The 18,070-nt window shown below is 63.9% G+C and carries 19 protein-coding genes; 17 read left to right on the top strand and 2 right to left on the bottom strand.

The genetic code is table 11. The annotated features are described in order from the left end of the window. Positions 1–122 precede the first annotated feature (122 nt). The 15 genes from AC1DEK_RS08590 to AC1DEK_RS08520 all read left to right on the top strand — a co-directional run bounded on the left by AC1DEK_RS08590 (position 123) and on the right by AC1DEK_RS08520 (position 14,360). The gene (locus tag AC1DEK_RS08590) at positions 123–632 is read left to right on the top strand and encodes a cupin domain-containing protein (protein ID WP_478124805.1); all 510 of its coding nucleotides are present in this window, start codon (positions 123–125) and stop codon (positions 630–632) included. 38 nt (positions 633–670) lie between these two features. Further along, positions 671–1,678 (top strand): hydroxyquinol 1,2-dioxygenase, encoded by a 1,008-nt coding sequence (locus AC1DEK_RS08585; RefSeq protein WP_478124804.1) that lies wholly within the window; start codon positions 671–673, stop codon positions 1,676–1,678. A 38-nt stretch (positions 1,679–1,716) separates the two neighbouring features. Next, positions 1,717–2,187 carry a nuclear transport factor 2 family protein gene (locus AC1DEK_RS08580; RefSeq protein ID WP_478124803.1) on the top strand — a complete coding sequence of 157 codons (471 nt, stop codon included), beginning with the start codon at positions 1,717–1,719 and terminating at the stop codon, positions 2,185–2,187. A gap of 68 nt (positions 2,188–2,255) precedes the next feature. Continuing rightward, positions 2,256–3,719 carry an aldehyde dehydrogenase family protein gene (locus tag AC1DEK_RS08575; RefSeq protein WP_478125274.1) on the top strand — a complete coding sequence of 488 codons (1,464 nt, stop codon included), beginning with the start codon at positions 2,256–2,258 and terminating at the stop codon, positions 3,717–3,719. 5 nt (positions 3,720–3,724) lie between these two features. After that, a complete protein-coding gene (locus AC1DEK_RS08570) occupies positions 3,725–4,792 on the top strand; it encodes a maleylacetate reductase (RefSeq protein ID WP_478124802.1) in 1,068 nt (355 codons plus the stop codon). 66 nt (positions 4,793–4,858) lie between these two features. Next, a complete protein-coding gene (locus AC1DEK_RS08565) occupies positions 4,859–6,118 on the top strand; it encodes an ABC transporter substrate-binding protein (RefSeq protein ID WP_478124801.1) in 1,260 nt (419 codons plus the stop codon). Positions 6,119–6,125: 7 nt separating this feature from the next. Beyond that, positions 6,126–6,845 (top strand): ABC transporter ATP-binding protein, encoded by a 720-nt coding sequence (locus tag AC1DEK_RS08560; protein ID WP_478124800.1) that lies wholly within the window; start codon positions 6,126–6,128, stop codon positions 6,843–6,845. 4 nt (positions 6,846–6,849) lie between these two features. After that, on the top strand, positions 6,850–7,551 hold the full coding sequence (locus AC1DEK_RS08555; protein WP_478124799.1) for an ABC transporter ATP-binding protein: 702 nt from the start codon (positions 6,850–6,852) through the stop codon (positions 7,549–7,551). A 15-nt stretch (positions 7,552–7,566) separates the two neighbouring features. Further along, the gene (locus AC1DEK_RS08550; RefSeq protein ID WP_478124798.1) at positions 7,567–8,427 is read left to right on the top strand and encodes a branched-chain amino acid ABC transporter permease; all 861 of its coding nucleotides are present in this window, start codon (positions 7,567–7,569) and stop codon (positions 8,425–8,427) included. Between the two features lie 23 nt (positions 8,428–8,450). Next, positions 8,451–9,521 carry a branched-chain amino acid ABC transporter permease gene (locus AC1DEK_RS08545; RefSeq protein ID WP_478124797.1) on the top strand — a complete coding sequence of 357 codons (1,071 nt, stop codon included), beginning with the start codon at positions 8,451–8,453 and terminating at the stop codon, positions 9,519–9,521. After that, the gene (locus AC1DEK_RS08540; protein WP_478124796.1) at positions 9,505–10,374 is read left to right on the top strand and encodes an intradiol ring-cleavage dioxygenase; all 870 of its coding nucleotides are present in this window, start codon (positions 9,505–9,507) and stop codon (positions 10,372–10,374) included. Before AC1DEK_RS08545 ends, AC1DEK_RS08540 begins: the two co-directional genes overlap by 17 nt. A 130-nt stretch (positions 10,375–10,504) precedes the next feature. Beyond that, positions 10,505–11,524: a TRAP transporter substrate-binding protein DctP gene (dctP, locus tag AC1DEK_RS08535; protein WP_478124795.1), complete on the top strand. Its 1,020-nt coding sequence runs from the start codon at positions 10,505–10,507 to the stop codon at positions 11,522–11,524. Beyond that, positions 11,521–12,105 (top strand): TRAP transporter small permease, encoded by a 585-nt coding sequence (locus tag AC1DEK_RS08530; RefSeq protein ID WP_478124794.1) that lies wholly within the window; start codon positions 11,521–11,523, stop codon positions 12,103–12,105. The genes dctP and AC1DEK_RS08530 overlap by 4 nt, the downstream gene beginning before the upstream one ends. After that, a complete protein-coding gene (locus AC1DEK_RS08525) occupies positions 12,105–13,466 on the top strand; it encodes a TRAP transporter large permease (protein WP_478124793.1) in 1,362 nt (453 codons plus the stop codon). Before AC1DEK_RS08530 ends, AC1DEK_RS08525 begins: the two co-directional genes overlap by 1 nt. Before the next feature lie 78 nt (positions 13,467–13,544). Further along, positions 13,545–14,360 carry a class I SAM-dependent methyltransferase gene (locus AC1DEK_RS08520; protein WP_478124792.1) on the top strand — a complete coding sequence of 272 codons (816 nt, stop codon included), beginning with the start codon at positions 13,545–13,547 and terminating at the stop codon, positions 14,358–14,360. Here AC1DEK_RS08520 and rbsK read toward each other — a convergent pair. Next, on the bottom strand, positions 14,357–15,295 hold the full coding sequence (gene rbsK / locus AC1DEK_RS08515) for a ribokinase (protein WP_478124791.1): 939 nt from the start codon (positions 15,293–15,295) through the stop codon (positions 14,357–14,359). The genes AC1DEK_RS08520 and rbsK overlap by 4 nt on opposite strands. A 126-nt stretch (positions 15,296–15,421) precedes the next feature. On the opposite strand from rbsK, the gene AC1DEK_RS08510 reads away from it, so the two are divergent. After that, entirely contained in the window at positions 15,422–16,435 is a 1,014-nt protein-coding gene (locus AC1DEK_RS08510; protein WP_478124790.1) for a Bug family tripartite tricarboxylate transporter substrate binding protein, read from the top strand. A gap of 18 nt (positions 16,436–16,453) precedes the next feature. Here AC1DEK_RS08510 and AC1DEK_RS08505 read toward each other — a convergent pair whose 3' ends face one another. Further along, positions 16,454–17,239 carry an IclR family transcriptional regulator domain-containing protein gene (locus tag AC1DEK_RS08505; RefSeq protein WP_478124789.1) on the bottom strand — a complete coding sequence of 262 codons (786 nt, stop codon included), beginning with the start codon at positions 17,237–17,239 and terminating at the stop codon, positions 16,454–16,456. Between the two features lie 128 nt (positions 17,240–17,367). Here AC1DEK_RS08505 and AC1DEK_RS08500 point away from each other — a divergent pair, with 128 nt between their 5' ends. Next, complete coding sequence (locus AC1DEK_RS08500) at positions 17,368–18,069, top strand: 3-oxoacid CoA-transferase subunit A (protein ID WP_478124788.1); 702 nt, start codon at positions 17,368–17,370, stop codon at positions 18,067–18,069. Position 18,070 lies beyond the last annotated feature (1 nt).

The following is an 18,070-nucleotide window of genomic DNA, read 5'->3' as shown; positions in this document are numbered from 1 at the left end:
CCGATTGACCGGAATCGGCGAACAATGCGGCCCGGTTTTGATGCCTACCGCAGACGGTCCCTGTTTCCTACAGTGCGTTCACCGCAGCAGAAACGCTGCCCCTTCCACTCAGGAGACAACCCATGACCACTGCCTACCAGACCCGCTTCGGGTCGCTGAAGCATTTCGAGAAGGGCCATGTCGAGCCGATCGACGATGACGTCCGGCACTACGCGATGTCGAACTGCTTCGATATCGCGAACAAGAGCAAGCCGTACGAGAAGGTCGTTTTCGGCCAGAACCAGATCTACGTGCTGGAGGCGCTTCGCGCCGAAGGTACGTCGCCCTGGTACACGAGCGCGCATGACGAGTTCGCGCTGGTGATGGATGGTGAGGTGGAGGTGCATCTGGTCAAGCTGGACGCGAGCCAGACCGTCCCGGACGAAAACAAGAACGGCGCAGTGCTCGTGAAGGGCGAGCCCAAAGGCCAGAAGATGGGCTGGATGAAGCTCACGCGGGGCCATCAGGGGCTATTGCCGAAGAACACCGCCTATCAATTTCGCGTCGCAGGCGATCCGGGAGTGATCGTCCTGCAAACGTGCAAGGGCGACCTCTCCGTCGAAAAGTGGGCAGACATCTGCCAGACCCACTGAGCCACACCCGCCAGCATTGATTCAAAAGGAGCACCTCCATGAACGCACCCGCTGAACTCGCCAACGTCATCGCGTCGCAACCCGACGCCACGCTTGGCTACAAGGATTTCTCGCTTGGGAGTTTCGGCTTCCGCCGCGACGAGTATTTCGCCCACGTCACCTGGAAGACCCGCGACGGCCGGCCCATGAGCCACACGATGGACATCGGCAATTACCTGCGCGCGCTCATGCGCGACGTCGCCTGGGGATTCTTTTATGGATGGGTCAACTTCGACGATGTGGTCGGCACGGTCAACCACTATCAGTCGGTGGACCTGTATGCCGGCAGCTTCAACGGCACGATGAAGGAAGCCGGTATCGACTTGCTGGAGAACTTCCCGACCGCCCAGATCCGCGCGACCTTCGAAGCCATGCTCGACGACTGGACCAACGAGAGCTTCGATCCGTTCTCGGCACCGCAGGAAACCGGCTCACCCTACGGTCGCAAGAACGGCAACAACACCGCCAAGATCACCCGAGCGCGCGAACTGGCCAAGCGCTGCGTCGGCCTCAAAGGCGATCTCGATCTGCGCAGCGACGAGCGGGGTGCGCCCATCAACCGCGCTTTCGCAGATGTTCCGCAAGCCCAGCCAGAGTTGCATCCTGAGCCGGGCTTCGAGAACGAAGTGCATGCCTTCAACCTCTTCGGCTTCCTCAGCCGTTCGCAGGTGACGTGGAACCCGAGCTTCACTTCAGTCGTGAAGCACAGCTTCATGTGCCCGACGACGGAGGAGCACATCCTGCCGATCATCCATGGCAATGACCGCGTCGAGTGGTTCTTCCAGATGACGGACGAAATCCACTGGGACTGCGGCGACAAGAACACGGGCAAGCCGATGGCGCGCGTGATCATGAAGGCCGGCGACATGGCGGCCATGCCCGCCTACTGCAGGCATCAGGGCTTCAGCCCGAAGCGCTCGATGCTGCTGGTCTGGGAGAACGGGTCGCCCAGTCTGGTGTACGAGATCCAGCAGGGCGAGAGCCCCGAAATCCCCGTCCAGTTCTAGTCGCAAGCGGACGTCGAAGTGAAAGAAGGAGACCCACCATGGCACTCACACGTCAGACGATGACCGACGAGCAACGCAAGTCGGTCGCCCTCGAATACCTGAAGGCATACGACAACGGCGGGGTCACTTCCACCGGCGGCTCGATCCTCGACCTGTTTGCGGAAGACGCACAGGTCTACTTTCCGAAGTGGGGCCTCGCAAATGGCAAGGCGCAGATCGGCCAACTGTTCGGCGAGGTCGGCAGCCGTGGAAAGTCCATCCGGCATGACTACGCGGGCTTCAACTGGATCTTCACGGGCACCGACACCTTCGCCTGCGAGGGCACAAGCTTCGGGGAGCACGCTGACGGACCTTGGCGGGCGGGTGTACCTGAATGGGGCGCAGGCCGCTGGTGCGATGTGTTTGAGGTCCGCGATTGGCTCATTCAGCGTTGCTTCATCTATCTCGACCCCGACTATGCCGGCAAGGACACCGCCCGCTATCCATGGTTGGCCGACAAGACTCAATGATCAAAACTTTACGGCAGGAAGCCATGACTCTCGCAGACATTCAAAGGGCGGCGGGGCTGAAGACACCCATTCGGCACCAGCTTTTCATCGACGGGCGGTTCGTTGACGCAGAGTCCGGCGAGACCTTGGCAACGCTGAACCCTTTCGACAACTCGACGATTGCTGACGTCGCGCTCGCCGGGAAGGCCGACGTGGACAAGGCTGTGGCTGCGGCGAAGCGGGCTTTTCCGCTGTGGAGCCGCATGGCGGCGGCGGATCGGGGGCGGATATTGCTCAAGCTCGCGGATCTGATCGAGGCCAATACGGAGGAACTGGCGCGGCTCGAATCGCTGGATACCGGGCATCCGGTGCGCGATTCGCGGCGGCTCGACGTGCCGCGCACGGCTGCCTGCTTCCGGTACTTCGGGGGCATGGCGGACAAGTTCCAGGGCGAGACGATTCCGGTCGAGGCGGGCTTTCTGAACTACACGCTGCGTGAGCCGGTGGGCATCGTCGGTCAGGTCGTTCCGTGGAATTTCCCGCTCATGTTCACGAGCTGGAAGATGGGGCCCGCACTTGCGGCCGGCAATTGCATCGTGATGAAGCCGGCGGAGATCACGCCGCTGAGCTCGTTGAAGATCGTCGAGCTGATGGCGGAAGCCGGGATGCCCGATGGCGTGGTCAACATGGTTCCGGGACTGGGACACGTCGTTGGGCAGTACATCGCCGAGCATCCAGACATCGCGAAGATCGCGTTCACGGGCAGCACCGCCACCGGACGGCGCGTTGTTCAGGCGAGCGCGGGCAACCTGAAGAAGGTCCAGCTCGAACTGGGCGGCAAGGGACCGAACATCGTGTTCGAGGATGCCTTTCTGCCGGCTGCGATCAATGGCAGTGCGTGGGCCATCTTTCACAACCAGGGGCAGGCCTGCATCGCAGGTTCGCGGCTGATGTTGCACGAGAAGATCGCCGATGCGTTTCTCGACAAGTTCATTCCGCTTGCGCAGTCGATCCGTCTGGGCAACCCGCTGGACGAAGAAACCGAGATGGGTCCGCTCACGAGCGCCCAGCATCAGGAGCGCGTCCTGAGCTATGTCGATGTTGCGAAAGGCGAGGGCGGCGAGGTTCTTTCCGGCGGCCGTTCACCGGGCGGCGAGCTGGCGGGCGGCTGCTTCGTCGAGCCGACAGTGGTGCGAGCGAAGTCCTACCGCGAGCGTGTGGCGCAGGAAGAGGTCTTCGGTCCTTTCGTCACGGTGCTCACCTTCAAGTCCGACGAAGAGGCGATGGAGATCGCCAACGGCACCGACTACGGCCTGGGCAGTGGCTTGTGGACCAGCAACCTGCAGCGAGCGCATCGGGTGGCGCGCGACCTGCATGCCGGCATGGTCTGGATCAATAGCTACAAGCGCGTGAACCCCGGTTCACCTTTCGGCGGTGTGGGCCAGAGCGGCTACGGCCGGGAGATGGGATTCGATGCGATGCGCGAATACACGCAGGTCAAGAGCGTGTGGGTGAACATCGACGCGCAGATTCCTCCTCACTTCGCACGCTGACTGCCATGCGCGACTTCATCTACACCAGCCATCCGCAGCGCGTCGTCTTCGGCGCGGGCTCGCTGCAGCATCTCGCGCGCGAGATAGACACGCTGGGCGCGCGACGGGCGCTCGTGCTGTCGACGCCCGAGCAGCGCGGCCAGGCTGAGCTTGTGGCGGAAATGCTCGGGTCGCAGGCTGCGGGCATCTTCGACCGCGCGGTGATGCATGTGCCGATCGAAACTGCACGGGAAGCGCGTGAGCTTGCATTGCGGCTCGACGCCGACTGCGCGGTCGCCATCGGCGGGGGCTCGACCACCGGGCTTGGCAAAGCCATCGCGCTGGATTCGGGATTGCCGATCGTCGCGATCCCGACCACCTATGCCGGCAGCGAAATGACGCCGATCTACGGACTGACGGAGGCGGGGCTCAAGAAGACGGGCAAGGATCCCCGCGTGCTGCCGCGCACGGTCATCTATGACCCGGAGCTTTCGCGCACGCTGCCCGTGGGGCTCAGCGTCACCAGCGGCATCAATGCCGTTGCGCATGCCGCCGAAGGGCTCTATGCGCAGGACAGCAATCCCGTCATGGACCTGATGGCGCAGGAAGGCATTGCTGCGATCGCGCGATCGTTGCCGGTCATCCGTCGGGCGCCCCAGGACATCGGAGCGCGCGCCGATGCGCTCTGCGGTGCCTGGCTCTGCGGCAGCGTCCTCGGCAGCGTCGGTATGGCGTTGCATCACAAGCTCTGTCATACGCTCGGCGGCAGCTTCAACCTGCCGCATGCGGAAGTGCACACCGTGGTGCTGCCGCATGCCATTGCGTTCAATGCCGAGGCCGCTCCACGTGCCATGGAACGCATTGCGCAGGCCCTCGGTTCGACATCGGCGCCGCTGGGACTGCAGGCGCTGGCCCGCGACAACGGCGCGCCGGTAGCCCTCAAGGACATCGGCATGCGCGCCGAAGACCTCGACCGCGCGGCCGACCTCGCGGTGGGCAATCCCTACTGGAATCCCAGGCCCTTCGGCCCGGCGCAGCGCGATGAGATCCGTGCGCTGCTGCAGCGCGCCTTCGACGGCGACCCGCCGGGCTGAGCAAGCGAGCGATCACCCAGCGATTTGTGCAGGTAGAGAACGAAAACCGAAAAGAAGGAGACAACCATGTCATTGAATCGCAGACAGTTCACCCAGGCCGCGGCCGCCTTGGCAGCCGGCGGCACAGCGCCGTTGGTGTTTGCCGCCGACACGATCAAGATCGGCTATGTGTCGCCGCAGACGGGTCCGCTCGCACCCTTCGGTGAGGCGGACAAGTGGGTCATCGACCAGATGAAGACGGCCTTCAAGGACGGCATCAGCGTTGGCGGCAGGAAGTACGCGGTGCAGATCGTGCTGAAGGACAGCCAGTCCAACCCCAATCGCGCGGGCGAGGTCGCGAACGACCTGATCCTCAAGGACAAGGTCGCGCTGGTGCTCACCGCCGGAACGCCGGAGACTGCGAATCCGGTCAGCGATGCCTGCGAACTCAACGAGCTGCCCTGCATTTCGACGGTCGTACCTTGGCAGCCCTGGTTCTTTGGACGCAAGGGCGACCCGGCCAAGGGCTTCAACTGGACTTATCACCTCTTCTGGGGCCTGGAGGACGTCATCGCCAACTACACCACCGGCTGGAAATCGCTGCAGACCAACAAGAAGGTGGGCGGGCTGTTTCCGAACGATGGCGACGGCAATGCATGGGGCGACAAGGAACTCGGTTTTCCGAAGCCGCTGTCGCAGATGGGCTTCACGCTCATCGATCCGGGCCGCTTCCAGAATGGCACGCAGGACTTCAGTGCGCAGATCGCGGCCTTCAAGGGTGGCAATGTGGAGATCGTCACGGGCGTGGTGATCCCGCCCGATGCAAAGACTTTCCTCACGCAGGCGAGGCAGCAGGGATTTCGTCCGAAGATCATCACCTTGGGCAAGGCGCTGCTTTTCCCGGGCGCCATCGACGCGCTTGGCGATCTGGGCGACGGCCTGTCGACGGAGGTGTGGTGGAGCCCTTCTCATCCCTTCACGTCGAGCCTCACCAAGCAGAGCGCCAAGGCGCTGGCCGATGCCTACGAGGCCGGCACGAAGAAGCAGTGGACGCAGCCCGTCGGGTTCGCGCATGCGCTGTTCGAGGTCGCTGCCGATGCCCTCAAACGGGCCAAGTCGGACAAGGCATCGGACGTGCGCGACGCTGTCGCGGCGACGACGCTCACGACCGTGATCGGCCCGGTGAAGTGGGGCGGCCAAGGTCCGTTCAAGAACGTCAGCAAGACGCCACTGGTGCTCGGCCAGTGGGGCAAAGGCACGAAGTACAAGCACGAGCTCACCATCGTGAGCAACGAAGGTGCGCCGAACATCCCCGTCGGCGGAACCCTGCGCCCCATGCCGGCATGAAAAAGCCATGACCCTGCTTGCCCTTCATGCCGTCAGCAAGTCGTATGGCGCGCTCAAGGTGACGGACGACATCACGCTCTCCGTGACCGAAGGCGAGACGCTTGGCATCCTTGGGCCAAACGGTGCAGGCAAGACGACGCTGTTCAACCTGATCTCGGGTGATGTTCGTGTGGATGCCGGGCGTGTCGAGTATGAAGGGCACGACGTGACCACGCTCAAGCCGCACCAGCGTTGCCATGCGGGCATCGGCCGGAGCTATCAGGTGCCGCAGCCCTTCGGCAACATGAGCGTGTTCGAGAACCTCGTGACCGCAGCCTGCTTCGGCGCGCAGGAGCGCGAGCAGGATGCCTGGCAGACGGCGCATGAAGTATTGGCGCAGACGGGTCTGATGCCGCACGCGAACAAGCCCGCGGGCGGGCTCATGCTGCTCGACCGCAAGCGCCTCGAACTCGCGCGTGCGTTGGCCACGCGGCCAAAGCTGCTGCTGCTCGATGAGATTGCGGGCGGGCTCACCGAACCCGAGGCGAAGCAACTCGTCGAGGAACTGCAGCAGATCAAGGCGCGCGGCGTGACCATGATCTGGATCGAGCACGTGGTGCACGCGCTTCTGTCGTTGGCCGACCGGCTCTTCGTCATCAACTTCGGGCAGAAGCTGGCGGAGGGTGAGCCGCGCGCGGTGATGAACGACCCAGAGGTTCGGCGCGTGTACATGGGGATGGAGGCATGAAGCCATGACCGCACTGCTCGCAGCCCACGGTCTCAAGGCCTTCTACGGCGATGCCCAGGCGCTGTTCGGCGTCGACTTCACGCTTTCGCAAGGCGAACTGGTGGCGATCATCGGATCGAACGGCGCAGGGAAGTCGACTTTGCTCAAGTGCCTGACGGGGCTCGTGCGTGCGCCGCGTGAGGCGGTGCAATTCAAGGGCGAAGCAATCGGCGGCTTGCCACCGGGCGACGTCGTGAAGCGCGGGTTGGCCATGGTTCCGGAAGGCAGGCGTCTTTTTCCCAGCCTGAGCGTCGAGGAGAACCTGCAAATCGGCGGCCTCACGGGCCGCAAGGGGCCATGGAACCTGCAGCGTCTCTACACGCTGTTTCCGATCCTGGCGGAGAAGCGCCATAACCCGGGCACGGCACTCTCGGGCGGCCAGCAGCAGATGGTGGCGCTCGGCCGCGCGCTGATGAGCAATCCGGAGGTGCTGTTGTGCGACGAGCTGTCGCTGGGCTTGGCACCTATCGTGATTCGCGAGATCTACGCTGCGATGCCCGCCATCACGCGAGAGGGCATGACCGTGGTGATCGTCGAGCAGGACGTGACGATGGCGCAGCGCGTGTCCCAACGCATCTATTGCCTGCAGGAGGGTCGCGTGTCGCTCCAGGGCCGCTCGGATTCGATCACGCGCGAGCAGATTTCGCAGGCCTACTTCGGCATGTGAGCGAGGAGACATCCCGTGCTTGAAACCATTGTCCAGGGCGTGCTGCTCGGCGGCCTCTATACCTTGTTTGCGCTGGGGCAGTCGTTGATGTTCGGCGTCATGCGCCTTACGAATACCGCGCAGGGGGACTTCATCATCCTCGGCGCATTCGCCGTCATCGGCGGCGTCACGCTTTTCGGCGACGCTCCGCTGCTGATCTCGCTGGCGGTGCTGCCGATTGCCTTCGGCTTCGGCTATGCCTTGCAGCGCTATGTGCTCAACGGCACGCTGGGCAAGGACCCATTGCCCTCGCTGGTGGTGACCTTCGGCTTGTCGATCGTGATCCAGAACCTGCTGCTCGAGTTGTTCTCGGCCGATCCGCGCTCGATCGAGACCGGAGGACTCAGCACGCAGGGCTTGCAACTGGGTGAGTCGCTGTCGGTCGGCGTCCTGCCGCTGATCGTACTCGCGGTCGCGCTGGTTGCGACGGGGGCGCTCCAATGGCTCTTCGCCAATACCTCGCTCGGTCGCTCCTTTCGCGCCGTGTCGGACGACAGGGAAATCGCCGAGCTGATGGGCCTGAACGCAAAGAAGGTCTATGCGCTGGCCACGGCCATCGCTTTCGTGCTGATCGCCATCGCTGGCGCTCTGCAAGGCATGCGGACCACAGTGTCGCCATCGGATGGACCACTGCTGCTGCTCTTTGCCTTCGAGGCGGTGATCATCGGCGGCATGGGCTCGTTCTGGGGCACGCTCGCGGGCGCGATGATCTTGGGCATTACGCAGCAGATCGGCTTCAGGCTGGATCCAGGCTGGGGCATCTGGATGGGCCATCTGGTGTTTCTGCTGGTGCTGGTGTTGCGGCCTCAAGGGCTCTTTCCGAAGACGCGCGGCTGAGTACGGACGCCATGGAACCTGTCATGACCAACAATTTCAACGTGGTTCGCAGCACGGCCGTCAGCCGCTCTGCGCTTTGGGCAGCGGTGGCGCTTGTGGTGCTGGCCGCAAGCCTGCCGCTGTGGGGCGAGTCGAGCTGGATGCGCGAATTCGTCGAGATCGCCTGCTACTTCATCTTCGCGATGATGTGGAACCTGCTCGCGGGATACGGAGGCATGGTGAGCATCGGGCAGCAAGCGTTCTTCGGCTTCGGCGGCTACGTGATGCTGATGCTGGGCAACTTCGCGGGGCTCAACCCCTTCATCGCGATTCCGCTGGGCGCGATCGCCGCGGGGTTGATCGCAGTGCCGGTTTCGTTTGTCGCGTTTCGGCTGTCGGGCGGCTACTTTGCCATCGGCACCTGGGTCATCGCCGAAGTGTTCCGGCTCAGCTTCGCGAACGTTTCAGCGGTGGGTGGTGGGTCGGGCACGACGCTGACGGCGCTGCGCGGCATCGAGAAGGCGACGCGCGAGAGTGTCACGTACTGGATGGCGTTGGCGTGCGTGGTGGCAGCGATCGCGCTGGTCTATCTGTTTCTGCGGAGCAAACGCGGCCTTGCCTTGCTCGCCATCCGCGACAACGAGGTGGCGGCGGAATCGCAGGGCATTCCGGTGGCGCGCATGAAGCTCGCGGTATACGTGGTCGCTGCCTTCGGCGCCGGACTGGCGGGCGCGCTCTATTTCGTCGGCAACCTGCGCATCAGCCCTGATGCCGCCTTCAGCGTGAACTGGACTGCCTTCGCGATTTTCATGGTCGTGATCGGCGGGATCGGCCGCATCGAGGGGCCCCTCGTGGGTGCCGTGATTTTCTGGGCGCTCAACAAATTCCTGAGCGACTACGGGACCTGGTATTTGCTGGGCCTCGGCCTTCTCGCGATCGTCGTCACCATCTTCTTCAAACAGGGACTGTGGGGCTTCGCGCAGCAGCGCTGGGGCTGGTCGCTGTTCCCCACCCAGCGGCGCCTCGTGGTGCTCGACCGCATCGGGGCGAAGCGCGTCGAATCGTTGGCCCGTTCCTCTGACCTGGAGTTCCATCCCCATGCGAAACATCAATGAAAACACCATCACCGCCGCGGTGCTCGAACGCATCGCCGGCACCCCGGACGCACGGCTGAAGGAGATCATGTCGGCGTTGGTGCGCCATATGCATGACTTCGCGCGCGAAGTGCGCCTGACGGAAGCCGAGTGGGCAGCCGGCATCGAGTTCCTGACGGCGACCGGGCAGAAGTGCAGCGACAAGCGGCAGGAGTTCATTCTGCTGTCGGACACGCTGGGGCTGTCGATGCTCACGGTGGCGCTCAACCATGCGAAGAGCGCGCAGGCGACCGAGGCGACGGTGTTCGGCCCTTTCCATGTACACGGCGCCCCTCACCTTGAACTCGGCGCCGACATCTCTGGCGGCGCCAAAGGTGAGCCCCTGTTCGTGAACGCCACGGTGTGTGGCCGAGACGGAGAGCCGGTCGCCAATGCCCAGGTGGACGTCTGGGAGGCGGATGCGGAAGGCTTCTACGACGTTCAGCGCGCCGGATTGGACGTTCCGCAGGGACGCGCCGTGTTCCGCACGGACGACAAGGGATTGCTGTGGTTCCGCGGCGTCATGCCGGTGGCGTACCCGATCCCGACGGACGGCCCGGTGGGCGACATGCTGCGCGCCACCAAGCGGCATCCGTGGCGGCCGGCCCACGTTCACTTCATGATCCAGGCGCCGGGCTACGAAACCCTCATCACGCATGTGTTCAGGGACGGCGACGACTATCTCGACAGCGACGCGGTCTTTGGGGTGCGCAGCTCGCTCATCGGCGATTTCGTGTCGCATCCCGCGGGCGCCGCGCCGGATGGGACCGCTCAGGCAACGCCTTTCCATACGTTGAAGTTCGATTTCGTGCTGGAGCCGAACGCGGTGAAGTGACGGGTGCCCGGTCGACCACGGCGCGTCTGGGCGGCGGAATGTCATGGATAACACCAAGGGCGCCGCTGCGCCATCGCCAATAAGGTGTATGTCTGGCGCCGCGCAAAGACGGCAACTGGAGACACACGCTATGAACTTCAAACGACGCGACGTCCTGTCCACCGCGGCAGCGGTGTCACTTTTGGCGATAACTGGCCGCGCCGGTGCGCAGTCGAGCACTCTCAAGATCTCGCATCAGTTTCCCGGTGGGACGCTGACCGAGGGCGACTTCCGTGATCGGCTGTGCCGTCGCTTCGCCGCTGACATCGAAAAGCGCAGCAATGGCGCGCTGAAGGCGGAGATCTACCCCGGCTCTTCGCTGATGAAGACCAACTCTCAGTTTTCCGCGCTCCGAAAGGGCGCGCTCGACATCGGGCTGGTCCCGTTGTCGTATGCCGGCGGCGAAGTGCCCGAAACCAACATCGGCCTGATGCCCGCACTTGTCCCGAGCTATGAAGTCGGCGCGGCATGGAAGACCGCCGAAGTCGGCAAGCTGCTCTCGAAAATGCTCGACGACAAAGGCGTGATCGTGCTGAGCTGGATCTGGCAGGCCGGCGGCGTCGCGAGCCGCACCGCTCCGCTGGTGGCGCCTGAGGATGCCAAGGGCCAGAAGGTGCGTGGCGGCAGCCGCGAGATGGACATGATGCTCAAGGCGGCAGGCGCTTCGGTGATCACGCTGCCATCCAACGAGATCTACGCCGCGATGCAAACGGGCGCGATGGATGCCGCGATGACTTCGTCGACCAGCTTCATCTCTTTCAAGCTCGAGGAGATCGCGAAGAACTTGACGAGCGGCCGCAACAGGGCCTATTGGTTCATGTTCGAGCCGCTCATGATGTCCAAGGATGTCTTTGCCAAGCTGCCGAAACCGCAGCAGGACATCATCATGGCCGCTGGTGCCGAGCAGGAGAAGTTCGCCATCGACTCGGCACGCGCCGACGACAAGCTCGCCGCCGAGGTCTATGCCAAGGCTGGCGCGAAGGTCTTCGACATCGACGATGCGACGATGAAGAAGTGGCAGGTCATCGCACGCGAGACTGCCTGGAAGGACTACGGCGAGCGCAACGCGTCTTGCAAGGCGTTGCTGACGGCCGCGCAGAAGCTTCTGTGAGCGGCGCGCTGCAGCCTGCGCCACTCGGGCTCGGCATACCGATCGATCCGGCCACGCCGCGCGTGCTGCTGCCGCTGGCGCGCGCACTGCAAGCGGTCAATCGCATCGCGATGGCCCTGGGCATGCTTGCGCTCCTGGCCGCTTCGGTGGTGCTTACCTACAGCGTGGTGTCGCGCTACTTCATGAAAGCGTCCACCGACTGGCAGGACGAGGCCGCGGTGTTCTGCCTGGTCGGCATGACGTTCATGTGCGGCGCGTTCGTGCAGTCGATTCGTGGGCATATCGGGATCGAGGCCATCAGCTCCCAGTTGTCGGCGGCCGCGAATCGCGTGCGAATGGTGGTGATCGATTTCGTCAGCCTGGCCTTTTGCGGCTTCTTCGCGTGGAAATCGTGGACCCTGTTGCACGAGGCATGGGTCGATGGCATGACGTCATCGTCTTCTTGGGCGCCGCCCTTGTGGATTCCCTACGGGCTGATGTCTCTCGGCATGAGCCTGCTCACGGTGCAACTGCTGGTGCAGCTTTGCGCCAGCATCAACCGGCTTGTGAACCGGACCGTCAGCGGCGCGGAGGTGCATTGATGTCGATGCTCGCGCTGGGGCTCCTGTTCGGCGTCGCGACGCTGTTGCTGATGTTTTCGGGAACGCCGATCGCGTTTGCCCTCGGCGCGGTTGCCGTGCTGTTCATGGCCTTCTTCATGCCGGGATCGTCGCTTGATACGGTGACGCAGAACGTCTATGAGGAGATGTCGAGCATCACGCTGTTGTCGATTCCGCTTTTCATTCTGAAAGGGGCGGCCATCGGCCGTTCACGAGCGGGACAGGATCTGTACGCGGCGATGCACGTGTGGATGCACAAGGTGCCCGGCGGCCTGGGCATCGCCAACGTATTCGCCTGCGCGCTCTTTGCCGCCATGGCCGGATCGAGCCCGGCGACCTGTTCGGCCATCGGAAGTGCCGGCATTCCGGAGATGCGCAAGCGAGGCTACTCGCCGGGCTTTGCGGCCGGCATCATCGCGGCCGGAGGCACGCTCGGAATCCTGCTGCCGCCGTCGATCACGATGATTCTTTACGCGGTTGCGGCCGAGCAATCACTGGGGCGCCTATTTTTGGCGGGCATCGGGCCGGGCGTGCTGCTGGTGGCGCTCTTCGCGGGCTACGCGATGCTCAACTACCGGAAGGAGTATGGCCGCGCCAGGCGTGCATTCGAGCGCGACGGCAGCACATCGGCGTTGCTCGACGACGAGCACTTCAGCCTGCGGCAGAAGTTCGAGATGCTGCCGCGCGTGGTGCCGTTCGTGGTGCTGCTCATCGGCGTGATGGTGGCGCTGTACGGCGGCTTTGCCACGCCCTCCGAAACCGCCGGCCTTGGCGGGCTTCTGGCGCTGCTGCTCATCGCGGTGATCTATGGCGTGTGGCGCATCAGGGATCTTGCGCCGATCCTCGCGGCCACGATCAAGGAGTCGACCATGTTGATGTTCATCATCGGCATGTCGCTGCTTTTTTCATACGTGATGAGCTACCTGCACATCAGCCAGTCGATGGCGAGCTGGATCGTCGCGCTTCACTTGTCGAAGTGGCTGCTGCTCGCGGCGATCCTGGTGCTGGTGATCGTGCTGGGGTTCTTCCTGCCGCCCGTGAGCATCATCCTGATGACGGCGCCAATCTTCCTGCCGCCTTTGAAGGCTGCGGGGTTCGATCTCATCTGGTTCGGCATCCTGATGACGATCGTGATGGAAGCCGGATTGATTCATCCACCGGTCGGGCTCAACATCTTCGTGATCAAGAACATCGCGCCGGACATTGCGCTGTCGGAGATTATCTGGGGCGTCCTGCCCTTCGTGCTGCTGATGTTCGTGGCGGTGTTCCTGATCTGTGTCTTCCCAGGCATCTCCACTGCGTTGCCCGATCTGGTGATGGGGCCGGTGCCGGGTAAATCTTAGGGTCGATCCCTGCATCAATCCCCGCGTCAATCACTGGGTCACAATCGCCGCCAGGGATTCGAAGGAGGACCCGAAGTCATGGAAACCGCGAACGTGCAATCTGCTGAACACCAGGGTCGTCATGGCGGGCGCAAGGAGGAAGCCGACTTGCCGGCCGAGGTGCTCGCGCCTCACGTCCCGCTGCCTGCCTATTACGGGGACGAAGCCGAGCATCAGCAGTTCCTTCGCCGCATCTTCGATGACACGGCGCCCGACTACGACCGGATCGAGCGTGTGCTGGCGCTGGGCTCGGGCCCTTGGTATCGGCGTTCGGCGCTCCAGCGGGCAGGCCTTTCCAAAGGCGCGGAGGTGCTGGACGTCGGCATCGGCACCGGGCTGGTCGCGCGCGAAGCGCTCACCCTCATTGGTCCCCAAGGCAGGCTGGTCGGTGTCGATCCAAGCCCCGGGATGATGGGAGAAGTGAAGTTGCCAGGCGTGGAACTCGTTCGCGGGCGCGCGGAGGCATTGCCTCGCCCTGATGCGAGCAGCGATTTCATCAGCATGGGGTACGCGCTGCGCCATATTGCGGACGTGAATGCGGCCTTCGCGGAGTTCTTTCGTGTGCTGAGGCCGGGTGGCCGGCTGCTGGTTCTCGAAATCAGCAAGCCCAGCGGTCGCATCGGCACTGCCGTGCTCAAGGCGTACATGCGGGGCGTCGTACCCGTCATCGCCAAGGTCGTGGCGCACCAGCACGATACGGCCGAACTCTGGCGCTATTACTGGGACACGATCGAGGCCTGTATCGCACCGGCATCCGTGATGGACGCACTGCGCATGGCCGGCTTCGTCGACGTGAAGCGCAATGCCGAACTTGGCATCTTCTCGGAATTCACGGCGGTCAAGCCGGGCATTTAAGAAGGGATGACCGTCCTGGGACGGCCTACCGGCGGCAGCCCCGAGAGTTCGTGCCGGTACGGAATGGAAGCCTGGGCGCCGGCTCGGGTCACGCACACGGCCGCCGCCTGGATGCCCAGGGCGATGCCCGCGTCGATCGCGTCGCCTCTCGCGAGTGCGGCGCACAGCGCGCCGATGAAGGTGTCGCCGGCGGCCGTGGTGTCGATGGCATTCACCTCGAGTGCCTCGAAGTGCCGGCAACCTGCAGCGTCGCAAGCGATGACGCCCTCGGCGCCCATCGTGAGGATCACGTGGACGGGCCCTCGCTCAAGCAACACCTTGGCCGCGCGCGCGGCGCTGCCCAGATCCTTCACGGCGATGCCGCTCAGGAGGGTGGCCTCGGTTTCATTCAGCACGAGGATGCCCACTTGCTGAAGCAGCGAATCAGGCAACTGACGGGCCGGTGCAGGGTTCAGCACCACCGTCACACCGGCCCCATGCGCGAGTGCTGCTGCGTCTGAAGCGGCCTCCATGGGGACCTCGAGTTGAAGCAACAGGAGTTTCGCGGGCGCGAAATCCAATGCCCATCGCCGCGCGTCTTCGGCATTCACGCAAGCGTTGGCGCCCGAAATCAGGGAGATGCGGTTCTGAGCGCTGTCGTCCACCATGATCAGCGCCACCCCCGTCGAGGCGGCGGCCGTGGCGACGTGGGTCACGTCGATGCCGTCGCTGGACATGGACGCCTTCAAAGCCATGCCGAAGTCGTCATCGCCCACCCGGCCGATCATGGCGACCTTCGCGCCCTGTCGCGCGCAGGCGACTGCCTGATTGGCGCCCTTGCCGCCAGGTGTGGTCATGAATGAATGCGCGTGCAGGGTTTCTCCTGCCGCCGGAATGCGCGGCACGCGGACGACCAGATCCATATTGAGACTGCCAAAGACTGCGATGTCGGGCATGGCTGTGTTGACTTCAGTGAAAGGTTGAATTCTCAGGGCGACCCTGGCGAAACGAAGCATTTGGGCTGACTTGCATACGGGAGCGAGCTCGCGTAACGTTCTGTAACTCGATTAACCCGCCATTCGATGATCACCAAACGCCGCCTCCTGCAGACCTTTGCAGCATCGCTCTGTACGACCGGCGCATGGGCGGACGACGCTTCCCGCACGCGCACCGCGCCGAGTCTGGCCGCGCCGCCCGTTTGGCCCTCGAAGCCCATCCGCATCCTCGTCGGATTTCCGGCCGGTGCTTCGCCGGACCTTGCAGCGCGCGCGGTGGCGGAACCGCTCTCGAAGCTTCTCGGGCAACCTGTGCTGGTGGAAAACCGGCCGGGTTCGAGCGGCAACCTCGCAGCCGATCAGGTGGCAAAGGCGCGTGACGACCACACCATCGGCGCGCTGATCAACGGCAATCTCACGATCGCAAAGCTCCTGAACCCCAACACCCCGTTCGATCCGGAGAAGGACTTCGCGCCGGTGAGCCTGATCGGCACTGCGCCTCTGGTACTCGCCGTTTCAGGCGACGCTGCCGGCACCAACGCCGAGGAGTTGCTCCTATGGGCGCGCAACCTCAGCAGCGCGGGAAAGTATGGGACTCCCGGGGTCGGGACGGTGGGCCACCTGGGCATGGAACTGCTCAAGAGCCGAACCAACATCACCGCGCAGCACGTGCCCTTCACCGGCAATCCTCAGGTCATCAACGCGATGCTTGCGGGGCAGATTCAACTGGCGCTTCTGCCGCCGGGGCTGGCCAAGCCGCATGTGAAATCAGGCAAGCTGAAGGCCGTGGGCGTGACTTCGTCCGATCGAAGCCCGCTGTTTGCCGAATTGCCGACCTTGCGTGAAGCCAATGTCCGGGGCGCGGATCTCGAGATCTGGACCGCACTCGCTGCGCCTGCGACGCTTCCGCAGACAGCGGTCGCCAAGCTGAACGCGGCGCTGGCGGAGGTCGTTCGGTCGCCGGATGTAAAGGCGCGCTTGCTCGCCGCAGGATGGCAGGCGCAAGGCGGTACCCCGCGGGCGCTGGGCTACCGCATGCGCAGCGACACCGCACAGCTGGGCGGCGTGATTCTGATGCGAGGCATTCGGTCAGACGCCTGACCGGGGCTTCAGAGGGCCTCAGAGAAGCCGCGATATCTCCGCGGCCGAGGCGAGCAGCCCCGGCAGCATGGTGTCCTGCATCACCTTTGCGCTCGTCCGGTTGGCCTGGCCGCTGATGTTGAGCGCCGCGACCGCGCGGCCTGCGCGATCCACGATGGGCGCTGCGATCGAAACCAGTCCTTCTTCGAGCTCCTGGTTGACGAGGCACCATCCCTGCTTCCGCGCCTGAAGTACCTTCGCGAAAAGTGCGTCCACGTCAGTCAGCGTGTGCTTGGTGAAAGCCTCGCGCGTGGAGGCGGCGAGCCTGTCCCGGATTTCCTGGTCTTCGAGGTCTGCGAGCAGGAGGCGGCCCATCGAGGTGCAGTAGGCCGGCAGGCGAGAGCCCACTCCGAGGCTGATGCGCATGATCTTGTGCGTGGGCACGCGCAGAACGTAGACGATATCGGTGGCGTCGAGCACGGCCGCCGAGCAGGACTCCTGCACCTGCTGCACGAGCGCTTCCATCACCGGCTCGGCGCGGTTCCAGATCGGCATCGACGACAGGTAGGCAAAGCCCAGGTCCAGGATGCGCGGCGTGAGTGTGAAATGCTTTCCGTCGCTGTGGACATACCCGAGCGTCTGTAGTGTGAGCAGGATGCGGCGCGCCCCCGCGCGGGTGAGTCCGCTCGCGGCGGCAACTTCGCTGAGCGTCTGACGCGACGTGTTGGCGCTGAACGAACGAATAACCTGGAGACCGCGTGCGAAGGACTGCACGTAGCTGTCGCCGGGTGCGGGTGCAACGGGGTGTTTCCGATGGGTTGCCATGGGTGGTGATCTTCTCTAGAATTCATTATACGAACAACTGTTCGCGTATCGAACAAATTGGCAAAAAATCGCAGCCGGCGCGTTCGACCTTTCATTCGGCTTCTTTTTCTTCCCCGGAGACAGAATTCATGATCAACAAGATCGCGCCTTCGATCGCTGATGCCATGGCCGGCATCCAGGATGGCGCCACAGTGCTGATCGGCGGCTTCGGCACCGCCGGCATTCCCAACGAGCTCATCGACGGCCTGATCGAACAAGGGGCCAAGGACCTCACCGTCGTCAACAACAACGCTGGCAACGCCGAAGCCGGCCTTGCGGCTCTCCTGAAGGCCGGACGCGTTCGCAAGATCATCTGCAGCTTCCCCCGCCAGGCCGACAGCTACGTGTTCGACGAGCTCTATCGCTCCGGCAAGCTCGAACTGGAACTCGTGCCGCAGGGCAATCTGGCCGAGCGCATCCGTGCCGCGGGAGCTGGCGTTGGCGCCTTCTTCTGCCCCACGGGTTATGGCACGCAACTGGCAGGCGACCGCGAAACGCGCGAAATCGACGGCAAGCAGTACGTGCTCGAATACCCCATTCGCGGTGACGTGGCATTGATCAAGGCCGAGAAGGGAGACCGTTGGGGCAACCTCGTGTATCGCAAGGCCGCGCGCAACTTCGGCCCGGTGATGGCCATGGCAGCCGACCGGACGATCGCCACCGTGCACGAGATCGCCGAGCTCGGCGAAATGGACCCCGAGACCATCGTCACGCCGGGCATCTTCGTCAACCGGATCGTCAAGATCGAGCGCGTCGCCACCGAGGCCGGCGGCTTCAAGAAGGCAGCATGAC

This window comes from Variovorax sp. 10N420 (assembly GCF_056394705.1).
The sequence above is the reverse complement of the archived record's forward strand: the minus strand, read 5'-3'. Positions and strand labels throughout refer to the sequence as shown.